Source organism: Pseudomonas sp. UBT, assembly GCF_050915955.1.
GTDB lineage: Bacteria > Pseudomonadota > Gammaproteobacteria > Pseudomonadales > Pseudomonadaceae > Aquipseudomonas > Aquipseudomonas antarctica_A.
Genome location: NZ_CP168079.1, coordinates 1,280,143 through 1,293,669, shown reverse-complemented (window position 1 = coordinate 1,293,669; position 13,527 = coordinate 1,280,143). Strand labels below are relative to the sequence as shown.

Sequence of the window (13,527 nt, the reverse complement as noted above, 5' to 3'; positions counted from 1 at the left end):
GGCCCGCATGAGTGACATCCTCGCAGACAGCTTAGATGGCGTAGAACGCCGATCGCTGGCTGACTTCACCGAAAATGCCTACCTCAACTACTCCATGTACGTGATCATGGACCGTGCCTTGCCGCATATCGGCGACGGCCTGAAGCCGGTACAACGGCGCATCATCTACGCCATGAGTGAGTTGGGCCTGGACGCTGATTCCAAGCACAAGAAGTCGGCGCGTACCGTCGGTGACGTGCTCGGTAAGTTCCACCCCCACGGCGACTCTGCGTGCTATGAAGCCATGGTGCTGATGGCCCAGCCGTTCAGCTACCGCTACACCTTGGTGGACGGGCAAGGTAACTGGGGTGCGCCGGATGATCCCAAGTCTTTCGCTGCCATGCGTTATACCGAGGCGCGCCTGTCGCGTTATTCGGAAGTGCTGCTCAGCGAGTTGGGGCAGGGCACCGCTAACTGGGGGCCGAACTTCGACGGCACCCTGGACGAACCCCTGGTGTTGCCGGCGCGTTTGCCGAATATCCTGCTCAATGGCACCACCGGCATTGCGGTCGGCATGGCCACCGACGTGCCGCCGCACAACCTGCGTGAAGTGGCCACCGCCTGCGTGCGCTTGCTGGACGAGCCCAAAGCCACGGTCGAGCAACTCTGCGAGCATATCCAGGGCCCGGATTACCCGACCGAAGCGGAAATCATCACACCGCGCGCCGACCTGCTGAAGATGTACGAGACCGGCAAGGGCTCGGTGCGCATGCGCGCGGTTTATCACATCGAAGATGGCGACATTATCGTCACCGCGCTGCCGCATCAGGTGTCCGGTGCCAAGGTGCTGGAACAGATCGCCGCGCTGATGCAGGCCAAACCGTCGAAATTGCCGCAGGTTGCTGACCTGCGTGACGAGTCTGACCACGAAAACCCATGCCGCATCGTGATCATCCCGACCAATAGTCGCGTCGACCACGAAGTGCTGATGCAGCATCTGTTTGCCAGCACCGACCTGGAGTCCAGCTACCGGGTCAACGTCAACATCATCGGCCTGGACGGCAAGCCGCAGCTGAAAAACCTGCGCAACCTGCTGGTGGAGTGGCTGGAGTTCCGCGTGCAGACCGTGCGTCGCCGCCTGCAATTCCGTCTCGACAAGGTTGAGCGTCGCCTGCACCTGTTGGACGGTTTGCTGATTGCCTACCTCAACCTGGATGAAGTGATCCACATCATCCGTACTGCAGAGCACCCGAAAGCCGAGCTGATCGCGCGTTTCGAGCTGAGCGAGATCCAGGCCGACTACATCCTCGATACCCGCTTGCGCCAATTGGCGCGACTGGAAGAAATGAAGCTGCGTGACGAGCAAGATGCACTGCTCAAAGAGCAAGCCAAGCTGCAAGCCCTGCTGGGCAGCGAAGCCAAACTCAAGAAGCTGGTGCGCAGTGAGCTGATCAAAGACGCCGAAACCTATGGCGATGATCGCCGCTCGCCAATCGTCGAGCGCGCTGAAGCCAAAGCTCTGACAGAAACCGAGCTGCTACCTAACGAGAAAATTACCGTCGTTCTGTCGGAAAAGGGTTGGGTTCGTTCCGCCAAAGGGCATGATATTGACGCCACCGGCCTCTCCTACAAGGCGGGTGATGGTTTCAAGACCGCTGCGGCCGGGCGTTCCAACCAGTTTGCGGTGTTTATCGACTCTACCGGGCGCAGTTATTCGGTGCCGGCGCACACCTTGCCATCGGCACGGGGCCAGGGCGAGCCACTGACCGGGCGCCTCACACCGCCACCGGGGGCGAATTTTGAGTGCGTGCTGCTGCCGGATGATGATTCGCTGTATGTGATCGCCTCCGATGCGGGTTACGGTTTTGTGGTCAAGGGCGAAGACCTGCAGGCCAAGAACAAGGCGGGCAAGGCATTGTTGAGCTTGCCGAACAACGCCAAGGTGATCCTGCCGCGCACCGTGGACGACCGCGAGAGCAACTGGCTGGCGTCGGTGACCACCGAGGGGCGTTTGCTGGTGTTCAAAATCAGCGACTTGCCGCAGTTGGGCAAAGGCAAGGGCAACAAGATAATCGGGATTCCCGGGGAGCGTGTGGCCAGTCGCGAAGAGTACGTGACCGACATCGCCGTGATCCCGGAAGGCTCAACCCTGGTGCTCCAGGCCGGCAAGCGCACGCTGTCGTTGCGCCCTGACGACCTTGAACACTACAAGGGTGAGCGTGGCCGACGCGGTAACAAACTGCCGCGGGGTTTCCAGCGAGTGGATGCTTTGCTGGTGGAAACGCCTGTTTAAGGCCGATTAGAGCCCTCGATCTACGATTTAACGCGTAGATCGACGCTTTGGCGCTGGAGTCAGGGCGCATATTCACGGATGATATGGCCTTTCCAGCGCCGGCGTGGCCGAGCGTGTTTAGGTTATTTTTAGTATTACATTGTGGTTCGCCTTGTGGCAGCCACCTGGATGGGATGATGACTGCTCCACGCCTTCCTTTAATTTTGATGCTCGCTGGCCTTTTGGGGCTGGCGGGCTGCAGCACACACCAGCCTGTGTCGCTGTACCAGCTGGACAGCGGAAGTCCGGCTCAGCCCGCTCAAACGGCGGGTATGGCCGTATTGCTTGGCCCGGTCGTCGTTGCCGATTACCTGCAACGTGAAACCCTGCTGCAACGTCAGAACGACGGCAGCCTGCAAGGTTCCACAGATGGTCGTTGGGCGGGCAGTTTGTCGTCCGATATCAACCAACTGATGCTGCGCCAGGTTGCAGGCCATCTTGACAGCCAGCGCGTGGTGCTTGCACCGGCGCCAACCGGCTTCACCCCGGATGTGCAGGTGTTGCTGACGATTACGCGGCTCGACTCGGGGGCCTCGCAGCCGGCGATCCTGGATGCGCAGTGGCGTTTGATCGACCGTCGTGGGCAAGTGCGCGATAACCGCATCGTGCATCTGCAGGAAGAGCACACCGGCACCACCGCGTCCCAGGTTCAGGCCCAGGGCGTGCTGTTGCAGCATTTGGCGCAGCAGTTGTCGGTGGCGCTCAAGCCGCTGGCTAATCAGCCGCCGGTTGCCGAGGCACCGCGTAAGCAGGCCCCGGCTCAGGCCAAACCGGCAGTGCCGGGAAAGCCGAAGATGCCGATGGCAACGCCGATTCGTACGGATATGGAAGTGTTCAGGTTCTGACCTGAAACCGACCCACAAAAAAGGCCCGCTGACTCAGCGGGCCTTTTTTGTGTCTGCGATTCGAAGCTTGGCACAGACCAAATGTGGGAGGGGGCTTGCTCCCGAAAGCGGTGGGTCAGCCAATGCATGTGCTGACTGACACTCTGCTATCGGGAGCAAGCCCCCTCCCACATTGATCCATCGGTGTTGTTTAGGGCTTGGTACGGGTCTCATGCATCCGCGCCAACTGGCGCTCAAGCATCGACGGGTACGGTTCCATCAACCGCTCCACACAGCTTGCGCCTTCAGGACTGGCAATCGGGCGGATACGTGCGCGCTGGCGGATCAGTGCATCTTCGCTGATCTTGCGCTCCACCAGCAGCAGGTTGCGGCTGTGTTGAGACAAGGCCAGTGCATCCTGGGCAATTTCGGTCAGCAGCAGGTCGATCTGGCTCATGCCGAACAGATCGTCACCCACCGTCAGGCCCAATTGCAATTGCAACGTGATGCCACTGTCCGCGACTTCAATCTGCAGGGCATGGCCCAGGGCGCGCAGCAGTTCGCCGCAGCAGATGGCGTTGGTCAGGTAGTCTTCGCCGCTGTCTTCGCTGTGGAACAGCATCAGCGTACTGCCATCATTCAGGGTGTGCAGTTCGCTCTGATAAAGCGAAGCGGCCTGGTCGAGGCAGTCGCGGTAGCGTTCCAGCAATTCCGTCAGGCGGGCGCGGGGCAGGCGGCGCAGTTGGTCCTGGGCACCGAGTTGCACAGCCAATACGGCGCTGTGCTGCGGTTCAGTGTTTTTCACCGGCTCAGGCTTTGGGGCGACAGCGGGTGCGGCGGCCGAGGTGTCGCGCAGGTCGGAGAACGGATCTTCATCATCCAGTTCATCCTCTTCGGCCTTGATCACCTGGCGTGTGGCAGGCTTGAGACCGGCCACCGGTGCACTTTCGTCAAAGTCTGGATCGCGCAGGTCGCGCACTTCAAACTCGGGCTCGTCGTCGTAATCGGTGTCGTCGTATTCAGGCTCGGGTTCAGCCTTTGGCACGATGACAGGTTCCGGGGCGAAGCTGGCGTGAAGCTGGCGGGCGAGGTCGCCGATCTCATCCTGGCGGTCGGTGGCCGGGGTGTGTTCGTCGATGTCGCGCAGCCAGATGCGCAGTTGCATCAGCGGCGTGGAGATGTGCCGACCCAGGCGCAGGCTCAAGGCCAGGGCCAATGCCAGCAGGATCGCGCTGAGAATGCCCATGCTTTGCAGGCTGATGGTCATCGGCTGCTGGAATTGCTGCATGTCGAGGCTGATACGCAGTTGGCCCGCTTTCACGTCCTGAAACGTGATATTGCTCTGATACAGGCCTTCGGCTTCACCTAGCAGGCCGTTTTTCGGGCGCTGCCCGGCTTCGGCCATGATCCGGTTGTCCACACTATAGATAGCAGCGTGAGCCACCAGCGGGTTCTTGGTCAGGTTATTGAGCAGCACGTTGAGGCTGAGGATGTCGTTGGACACCAGCAACTCAGTCGCCGAGGTGGCGGTCTGGGTGGTCAAGCTTTCGCCCAGGGCGTCGGCTTGCTCGTGCATGGCCTGCTTGAACTGCAAACCCATCACGCAGGCGTAGATCACCAAGGCCAGAGCGACCAGGATCACGTTATGGCTGGCGATGCGTAATGCGATCGGTACACGGCGGTGGCGCAGTGCCCGGAAGATCAGCAGGAAGAAGTTATCGGTTTTTACTGGCGTGGGCCGGTTCACTTGCGCTCGGCTCTTGGTCCGTGAAGTTGACGCGCAGTATAGCGACAGGCCCAGAACCGGCAAAGCGCTGCCTGTGCCCGATGGTCACTGAAAGTGGGTAGAATGCGGTTTTTTTCCAGCCTGGGGGTGCGCTTTGCGCGAAATTGTCCTGATAAATATCACAGGTGAAGACCGCCCGGGTCTCACCGCAGCCATTACCGGTGTTCTGGCCCAGGGTGGTGTGAGCATTCTCGACATCGGCCAGGCGGTGATCCACGACACCTTGTCGTTCGGGATTCTCGTGGAAATCCCGAGCACTGAACAGGCGTCTTCTGTACTCAAGGACATCCTGTTTACGGCGTATAAGCTGGATCAACAGGTGCGTTTCACCCCGGTCTCCGAAGCAGATTACCAACACTGGGTCGACGGCCAGGGCAAAAAGCGCCACATCGTGACCTTGCTGACTCGCAAGGTCACGGCCGAGCAATTGCAACGTGTCAGCTCAATCACCGCGCAGTACGGTCTGAATATCGACCATATCGACCGTTTGTCGGGTCGCATGCCATTGGACACGCCGGCCGACAAGGGCAAGGGCTGTATCGAGTTCTCCGTGCGCGGCGAGCCGGCTGATCCCCAAGCCCTGCGCGCCGAGTTCCTGAGCGTGGCCCAGGAGCTGAATGTTGATATCGCGTTCCAGGAAGATTCGCTGTTCCGCCGTAACCGCCGCCTGGCGGTGTTCGATATGGACTCGACCCTGATCGAAGCCGAAGTCATCGACGAGTTGGCCAAGGCTGCCGGCGTGGGCGAGCAGGTGTCCGCCATCACCGAACGCGCAATGGCCGGCGAGTTGGACTTTCGCGCGAGCTTCAAGGAGCGCCTGGCATTGCTCAAGGGCCTGGATGTCAGCGTGCTGGACTCCATCGGTGCTTCGCTGCGCCTGACCGAAGGCGCCGAAACCCTGTTCGCCGAACTCAAGCGCCTGGGCTACAAGACCGCAATCCTGTCGGGCGGTTTTACCTACTTCGCCAAGCAGTTGCAGGCCAAGCTGGGCATCGACTATGTGTTCGCCAACGAGCTGGAAGTGGTGGATGGCAAGGTGACCGGCGTGGCCGTCGAGCCGATTGTCGACGCTCAGCGTAAGGCGGATCTGCTGAAGGAATTGGCCCACAAGGAAGGTTTGCGTCTGGAACAGACCATTGCGGTCGGTGACGGCGCCAATGACTTGCCGATGCTGGCGATTGCCGGCTTGGGTGTGGCGTTTCGCGCCAAGCCGCTGGTCAAGCAATCGGCCAAGCAGGCGATTTCGACCTTGGGGCTGGATGGCGTGCTGTACCTGCTGGGCCTGCGTGACCGCGACGGTCAGCTGTAAGCCGAAATAACTGAAGCACCCTGGTCAAAGTGGGAGCGGGCTTGCTCGCGAATGCGGTAGATCAGTCGGTATCTCTATTGACTGTCACACCGCATTCGCGAGCAAGCCCGCTCCCACATTTTGATCTTCAATCGGCTTTGAATCAGGCCTTCGGCAGTGCGATGCCCTGGCCCATCTGCACAGGCGTACCCGCCACCAGCTCTTCTGCCCACTTCACCTGATCGGGCCCGAACAGCACGATCGCGGTCGAACCTAGCTTGAAGCGACCCAGTTCCGCCCCTTTTTCCAAGTGAATCGGCGCGCGGGCGGCTTCGTCGTAGCGGAAGGTTTTCAGCTCGCGCTTCGGCGGCGTAACCAACCCGGCCCATACCGTTTCAATCGATGCAACGATCATTGCACCGACCAACACCACCGCCATTGGGCCGCGTTCGGTGTCGAACAGGCAGACAACACGCTCGTTACGTGCAAACAGCTCAGGCACGTTTTCGGCGGTGGTCTGGTTTACCGAGAAAATCCGCCCAGGCACGTAGACCATCTCGCGCAGGGTGCCGGCCAGCGGCATGTGCACGCGGTGGTAGTCCTTCGGCGACAGGTAGATGGTGGCGAAATCACCGCCCATAAACGGCGCGGCGAGTGCCGCGTCGCCGCCCAGCAGTTCCAGCACGCTGAAGCTGTGGCCCTTGGCCTGGAATACGCGGCCGTGTTCAATCGGGCCAAGCTGGCTGACGGCACCGTCGGCCGGGCTCAGTACCGCACCTGGGGTTTGGTCCAGCGGGCGGGCGCCGTCTTTCAATGCACGGGTGAAGAAAGCGTTGAAATGCTCGTAGGCGGTCAGGTCTTCAACCAGCGCCTGGGACATGTCCACTTGGTAGCGCTTGGCGAACCAGCTGGTGAAGGCGTTCTTGAACCAGCGCACGCGGCACTCGGCAACGCAGCCGGCCAAGCGCGACAGCAAGTGGTGCGGCAGCAAGTATTGGCTGAGGATAAACAACTGCTTTTTCATTAAGTGTCCTTAAACCTTAAATCTCAACGGGGGTGTCGGGGTGGTTGCCCCATTCGCCCCAGGAACCGGCATAACCTTTGACTCGCGGATAACCGAGCGCCTTGGCCACCAGGTAGGTGAAGCCAGAGCGGTGGTGAGTCTGGCAGTGGGTGATGATTTCTTTGTCTTTGGTCAGGCCGAGGTCTTCGAGGATTTGCGGCATGTCGCGGCGGATACGCAGGTTGCGCGCCTTGTCCATGCCGGCGGTCCATTCGAAGTTCACCGCGCCGGGGATGTGACCCCCTTTGGCGGCGAGGACCTTTTCACCGGAATACTCCAGCGGGCCGCGTGCGTCCCAGATACCCAGGTCGGCTGCGCCGAGGCGGCTTTGCAGGTATTCGCGCGTGGCCGTGGGGCCGTCGTGCAAGGTCAGGCTGACCGGGCCACCGACAGGGGCCGGTACCTCGGTGGATACCGGGTGTTGGCCGTCCAGCCACGCCAGCAGGCCGCCGTCCAGGTAGTGGTATTTCTGGTGTCCGATCACGTCGAGCAGCCAGATAAAACGCCCGGCCCAGCCGCCGCCTTCGTCGTCGTAGACCACGTAGGTGGCATCCGGGGTGTGCCCCAGTTCGCCGAACAGTTTTTCCAGGTCGGCCTTGTTCGGCAGCAAACCCGGCGCGGGCGGTTGGCCCAGTTGGGTGCGCTTGGGGTCAACGAAATGCGCGCCGGGGATATGCCCTTCGGCGTAGCGGGCGGCACTGGTGAGGTCCACCAGAATCAGGTGTTCGGCATCCAGTTGACCGAGCAGGTCGCTGGATTCGATCACCAGCGGCAAGCCAGAGAAGTCAGGCATGTGAGGTCTCCTGGGCACAAATGTTGGCGATAAAGGAGGGCGATTGTAGCGCAAGCATCAGGCGCTGCGGTTGGTAAAGCTGTGCAGCGCTTTCTCGATGCATTGGGCGGTTTTGCCGAATGCCTGCACGGTGGTTTCCGAGAAGGGGCCGCCGCCCTGGTCGGCGACCATCAGCATCACCACGCGACCGTTACAGCTCAGGGAGCGCAACAGCAGGTGTTCGCCGGTAAACAGGCGACGCAGGACCGGCGGTAACAGCGCGGAAAACTGCGCGTGATTGTCCGGCGTGAGGCGCACCTGGGCGGGCTTTTCCAGCAGGCGCTGCAGCAGCGTGCTGTTGACCACATCCAGGCTCAAGTTCGCGGCGTCCCTGGGCAAACCGTCGGCTTGATGCACGCGCAAGGTGCTCAGAGCGCGGTCCGCCATAAACAGCAACACCCGTTGCATGCCGCTGGCGACCAGGGCTTCTTTGGCGCACGTAGTCAGGTGCATGGCGTTGGCAAAGCGGCTCGGCTCGACCAGCAATTCGGTACAGCGCTTGCGCCACACGGCCAATGCTTCGGCGGTGGGCGGCGGTGCAGGCAACAAGCCGCGATGAATTTTCTGTACATGCCACGGCCAGATCAGCGACAGCGCCGGGTGCCAAAGATCGGGCATCAGGGTGGTGCGGGCGCTGGCCACCGCTTGCTGGTGAACCTGCTGCTGCACGTCACTCAACGGCTCCTGCAAGTACAGCGCGGTGAGGTATTGCCAGCGCTCGGTGTGCGGGCAGGTCCACGATTCCTGGGCCGACATCGCCAGGCCGTTGGCCAGCAGCACGGTGTTCGCCGGCTGGTTGAGCCAGCGGCGCAGGTTGGGTTCGGCATCCAGTAATTGCTGCTGGCGCAGCGCGTCATCTTCACGGGCGATGTGCAGCGCCTTGACCAGCAAGCGCTGCTCGGTCAGCAGCAGGTTATAGCCCTGGGAGACCCAGATCGGCAGGTGCCAGGCTTCGGTCAAACCGAGGCACAAGTCCAGCAGGCGCACACCGAACAGCTCCCGCTCGACCTTGTAAGCCGACTGGCCTTTATGGATAACCCGCAGTTCCCATTCTTCCAGGAGCTTGGGATACGCGACGGCCAATGGCCACAGCGGGGACAGAAACAGCAGGCTGCCCCAGTGGATGTCTTGCCACAAACGCGCCAGGCGGCTGGCGAACAAACCGCTGGCTTGCTGGGACGCGTGTTGGCTCACCAGCAGCAGTTGGCGCAGGGCCAAGGGGATTTCATTGGCTGGAACCGAGGGCAGTCGCGCCAGCAGTTCTTCGGCGCGTTTCAAACCGAGACGGTTAAGCGCCACTTCGAGGTTTTCCGCCGGTTCCGCCAGGCTGTTGTGCGTATGGCTGTTGGCCTCGCGCATCACGCTGAGCACCAGCGCCGGGCTGTTTTGCATCAGCTCGGCAATGTCTCGCAATGAGCTGCGGCTGTCGCGAATGGCTTTGCACACGCGTTCGTGACTGGCCTGAGGCACGGGCAGCGGCACGTCGTCCAGACGCTTTATCCAAGCGGCGAGTGTGGTGGGTTTTGCAGTGGGTACTGTCGTTTCATTTGCCATGATTGGGGCGCGATCATCACTTGCGTTCAACACGCCCGGAACGGGCCGAATTGGCTTTTCGCCTTAACGGGCTATAGTCTGGCGCAGTTTTGCCGATAAGTAGAACAAGAGTTTTCGGCTGCACTCAATATGTCCATGAACCCGACGGCGCAAGTACCAATCCCCTATGGCTAAAATTATCGGCATCATCGTCGTCATCGCAAGCGTGCTCGGTGGGTACGTCCTGTCCCACGGTAAAATTGCTGCGCTGATCCAGCCCTTCGAAGTGATGATTATCGGCGGTGCGGCCTTGGGTGCATTCTTGCAGGCCAACCCCGGCTACATGACCATGCATGTGATCAAGAAGTCGCTGGGCATGTTCAGCTCGCGTTTCTCTCACACCTTCTACCTGGAAGTGCTGGGTCTGATATTCGAGATCCTCAACAAGAGCCGCCGCGAAGGCATGATGGCCATCGAAGGCGATATCGAAGACGCCGCCGCCAGCCCGATTTTCGCCAAGTACCCGGCCGTGCTCAAAGATGAGCGCATGACCGCCTACATCTGTGATTACCTGCGCATCATGTCCTCCGGCAACATGGCGCCTCACGAGCTGGAAGGCTTGTTCGACATGGAGCTGTTCAGCCTTAAAGAAGAGTTGGAACACCCTTCGCACGCCGTGACCGGCGTTGCTGACGCCATGCCCGGGTTTGGTATTGTCGCGGCGGTACTCGGTATTGTGGTGACCATGGCGTCCCTGGGCGAAGGCGACCAGAAGGCCATTGGCATGCACGTGGGTGCGGCCCTCGTCGGTACCTTCTTCGGTATTCTGGCGGCGTATGGTTTCTTTGGCCCGCTCGCTACCTGCCTGGCCCACGATGCCAAGGAAGAGGTCAACCTCTACGAAGCGATCAAGGCGTGCCTGGTGGCTTCGGCGTCCGGTATGCCGCCATCGCTGGCGGTGGAGTTCGGGCGCAAGGTGCTGTACCCGAAACATCGCCCAAGTTTTTCCGAGCTGGAACAAGCGGTTCGCGGTCGCTAAACCATGGAAAACAACCAGCCGATAATCATCAAGCGCGTCAAGCGCTTCGCTGCGGGGCACCATGGTGGCGCATGGAAAATCGCCTTCGCCGACTTCGCGACGGCGATGATGGCGTTCTTTCTGGTGCTGTGGCTGATGTCGACCGCTACGCCGGAACAAAAAATCGCCATCGCCGGTTACTTCAAAGACCCGATAGGCTTTTCGGAGAGTGGTACGCCCTTTGTGATTGACCTGGGCGGCTCGCCGCAGCTGGCGCCTGAGCGCACCATCAACCCCGAGGTCAAGACCGAATCGCCGCAGGAAAACATCCCGATCGAGCGCGACACTGTCGAGAGCATGGCCGAGCAGGTCGAGAAAGAGCGCCTCGAGTTGTTGCTGCAGGAACTGCAGACCAAGGTTGAAGAAAACCCGCAGCTGTTGAAATTCAAGGATCAGATTTCCTTCGAGATCACGCCGGAAGGCTTGCGCATCCAGATCACCGACGCCGCCAACCGGCCGATGTTCGACTCCGGCAGTGCGCGTTTGAAACCGTACTTTGAAGACATCCTGCTGGCCATGGCCGACACGATCAAAGCGGTGCCGAACAAGATCAGCATCAGTGGCCACACCGACGCCAAGCCGTATGCAGGCCAGGGCGACTTCGGCAACTGGGAGCTTTCGGCCAACCGTGCCAACGCTGCCCGGCGTGCGCTGGTGGCGGGCAGCTATCCGGACCCGCAAGTGGCGCGCGTGGTGGGTTTTGCCTCCTCGCAGCTGTTCGATCCCAAGGACCCGTTCAACCCGATCAACCGTCGGATCGATATCGTGGTGCTGACCAAAAAAGCCCAGCGTGCGATCGAAGGCGATCAAGGCGCGGCCCCATCGGCACCGACCCAAGGTGCCGGTGCGCCAGGCGAAGTGCCGGCTGATCCGAACGCCATTCCACCAGGTCAGGAGCCGTTGCCTGCCCATGAGCTGCGGCAGAAGCTGAACCTGTTTGATGATGGCGGGGTGAAAGATCCTACGGCGCCTGCACCGGCGCCCGGCTCGTAAGCCGCATGCAAAAAGGCCGCGATGATCGCGGCCTTTTTGTCTCAGCAGTTTAGTAACTGCTCTCGGGCAAGCTCGCAATAATCGAACGATAGCTGTTCATGCGCTGCTGCTGTACGCGGCCATCTTCCAGGGCCTTGAGCAGTGCACAGCCCGGCTCGCGGTCGTGTTTGCAGTCGCGGAAGCGGCAGGTGCCGATCAGGTCGTTGAATTCGATGAAGCCCGCTTCCACATCGCTGCGGCTGACGTGGCCGAGGCCGAATTCACGAATGCCTGGGGAGTCGATCAGTTCACCGCCGCCGGGGAAATGGAACAATCGTGCGGTGGTGGTGGTGTGGGTACCCTGGCCGGACAGCTCCGACAGCGGGCCGACACGGGTGTCGACTTCCGGCAGCAGGCTGTTGACCAGCGACGATTTGCCCACGCCCGACTGGCCGACAAACACACTGATGCGCCCGTCCAACTGCTGTTGCAGCTGTTCCATGCCGTTGCCGTGATGCGCCGAGACTTCCAGCACCGGGTAACCCAGGGTGCGATAGACCGCCAGCAACGCATTGAGCGCCGGGGCGTTCTGCTCGTCGATCAGGTCGAATTTGTTCAGCAGCAACAACGGGCGAATGCCGGCATGCTCGGCTGCAACCAAATAGCGGTCGATCAGGTTGGCATGTGGCTCGGGCAGCGGCGCGAACACGATCACGATCATGTCGACGTTGGCGGCCACCGGCTTGAGCTGCCCGCGGCTGTCAGGCCGACGCAGTTCGGTGGTGCGTGGCAACTGGGCGACGATTACGCCGATGCCTTGGTTGCCGGCACGCCACACGACCTTGTCGCCGGTCACCAGCGCAGGCAGGTTGGCGCGCAAGTGGCAACGGGAAACAGAACCCGCGAGTTCGCCTTCCAGCGCCTCGACTTCGACCTGCACACCAAAGTGTGCGATCACCAGGCCCGTTTGTTCGGGGCCCAGGTCGCCGCCCTCGAGCGCTTCTACGGCGGAGGATTCACGTTTGGCGGCGCGGGCGGCGCGTTCACCTTGAATCTTTTCGATGCGCCAGTTTTGGCGACGATTGAGCTGGCGTTTGGCCATTGGTGTTCCGTGTCGATAATGCAAAGGTTGGGTAAAACGGTCGCGAGTCTAGCACGGCCCCGCCTGCTAAACTGCGCAGCTACGCTAAGGTGCCAAGAGAATCAAGCCATGCAAAACCCACAGAACCTGATTTGGATCGATCTGGAAATGACCGGTCTGAACCCCGACACCGACGTCATCATCGAGATGGCGACCATTGTCACCGACAGCAACCTCAACACCTTGGCTGAAGGTCCGGTGATCGCCATCCACCACAGCGACGCCGTACTCGCCACCATGGACGAGTGGAACACCCGCACCCACGGCAACTCCGGGCTGACCCAGCGCGTGCGCGACAGCCGTATCAGCATGGCTGAAGCTGAAGCCGAAACCATCGCCTTCCTGGAAAAATGGGTGCCCAAGGGCAAGTCGCCGATCTGCGGCAACAGCATCTGCCAGGACCGCCGCTTCCTTTATACGCACATGAAGGGGCTGGAAAGCTACTTCCACTATCGCAACCTGGATGTGTCCACCTTGAAAGAGCTGGCCGCACGCTGGGCGCCGGAAGTTAAGGACAGCTTCCATAAAGGCAGCACTCACTTGGCACTGGACGATATCCGCGAATCGATCGCCGAGCTGCAGCATTATCGCAAGCATTTCATCAAGGCTTGATGATTGGGGCGTCAGAACTGACGCCATCGCAGGCAAGCCAGCTCCCACATTTGAATGGATTCGCAATGTCTGGGTGTGGGAGCTGGC

11 protein-coding genes are annotated in these 13,527 nt (G+C 60.9%); 6 read left to right on the top strand and 5 right to left on the bottom strand.

Going from position 1 to position 13,527, the window contains the following annotated elements; translation table 11 throughout:
• Positions 1–7 precede the first annotated feature (7 nt).
• Both parC and ACDZ94_RS05990 read left to right on the top strand, forming a co-directional pair.
• Positions 8–2,272, top strand: coding sequence for a DNA topoisomerase IV subunit A (gene parC / locus ACDZ94_RS05995; RefSeq protein WP_053254034.1), 2,265 nt, complete (start codon positions 8–10; stop codon positions 2,270–2,272).
• Between the two features lie 173 nt (positions 2,273–2,445).
• A complete protein-coding gene (locus ACDZ94_RS05990) occupies positions 2,446–3,156 on the top strand; it encodes a PqiC family protein (protein WP_064450392.1) in 711 nt (236 codons plus the stop codon).
• A 190-nt stretch (positions 3,157–3,346) separates the two neighbouring features.
• Here ACDZ94_RS05990 and ACDZ94_RS05985 read toward each other — a convergent pair whose 3' ends face one another.
• The gene (locus tag ACDZ94_RS05985; protein WP_432751197.1) at positions 3,347–4,882 is read right to left on the bottom strand and encodes an AhpA/YtjB family protein; all 1,536 of its coding nucleotides are present in this window, start codon (positions 4,880–4,882) and stop codon (positions 3,347–3,349) included.
• 133 nt (positions 4,883–5,015) lie between these two features.
• Between ACDZ94_RS05985 and serB the strand changes: the two genes are divergently transcribed.
• Positions 5,016–6,230 carry a phosphoserine phosphatase SerB gene (serB, locus tag ACDZ94_RS05980; RefSeq protein WP_064450394.1) on the top strand — a complete coding sequence of 405 codons (1,215 nt, stop codon included), beginning with the start codon at positions 5,016–5,018 and terminating at the stop codon, positions 6,228–6,230.
• Positions 6,231–6,372: 142 nt separating this feature from the next.
• On the opposite strand, the gene asd is transcribed toward serB, so the two are convergent.
• The 3 genes from asd to ACDZ94_RS05965 are packed head-to-tail and all read right to left on the bottom strand — an operon-like array spanning position 6,373 to position 9,658.
• Positions 6,373–7,233 (bottom strand): archaetidylserine decarboxylase, encoded by an 861-nt coding sequence (gene asd / locus ACDZ94_RS05975; RefSeq protein WP_064450395.1) that lies wholly within the window; start codon positions 7,231–7,233, stop codon positions 6,373–6,375.
• 16 nt (positions 7,234–7,249) lie between these two features.
• Positions 7,250–8,065: a thiosulfate sulfurtransferase gene (gene rhdA / locus ACDZ94_RS05970; RefSeq protein ID WP_262666873.1), complete on the bottom strand. Its 816-nt coding sequence runs from the start codon at positions 8,063–8,065 to the stop codon at positions 7,250–7,252.
• Between the two features lie 57 nt (positions 8,066–8,122).
• Positions 8,123–9,658, bottom strand: a complete 1,536-nt coding sequence (locus ACDZ94_RS05965; RefSeq protein WP_432751196.1) for an HDOD domain-containing protein — start codon at positions 9,656–9,658, stop codon at positions 8,123–8,125.
• A gap of 166 nt (positions 9,659–9,824) precedes the next feature.
• Here ACDZ94_RS05965 and motA point away from each other — a divergent pair, with 166 nt between their 5' ends.
• On the top strand, positions 9,825–10,676 hold the full coding sequence (gene motA, locus ACDZ94_RS05960; protein ID WP_064450398.1) for a flagellar motor stator protein MotA: 852 nt from the start codon (positions 9,825–9,827) through the stop codon (positions 10,674–10,676).
• Positions 10,677–10,679: 3 nt separating this feature from the next.
• Positions 10,680–11,708 (top strand): flagellar motor protein MotB, encoded by a 1,029-nt coding sequence (gene motB, locus ACDZ94_RS05955; RefSeq protein WP_064450399.1) that lies wholly within the window; start codon positions 10,680–10,682, stop codon positions 11,706–11,708.
• A gap of 49 nt (positions 11,709–11,757) precedes the next feature.
• Here motB and rsgA read toward each other — a convergent pair whose 3' ends face one another.
• On the bottom strand, positions 11,758–12,789 hold the full coding sequence (gene rsgA, locus ACDZ94_RS05950) for a small ribosomal subunit biogenesis GTPase RsgA (protein WP_003171340.1): 1,032 nt from the start codon (positions 12,787–12,789) through the stop codon (positions 11,758–11,760).
• A gap of 108 nt (positions 12,790–12,897) precedes the next feature.
• Here rsgA and orn point away from each other — a divergent pair, with 108 nt between their 5' ends.
• The gene (orn, locus tag ACDZ94_RS05945; RefSeq protein ID WP_003171343.1) at positions 12,898–13,440 is read left to right on the top strand and encodes an oligoribonuclease; all 543 of its coding nucleotides are present in this window, start codon (positions 12,898–12,900) and stop codon (positions 13,438–13,440) included.
• The last annotated feature ends 87 nt before the right edge of the window (positions 13,441–13,527 follow it).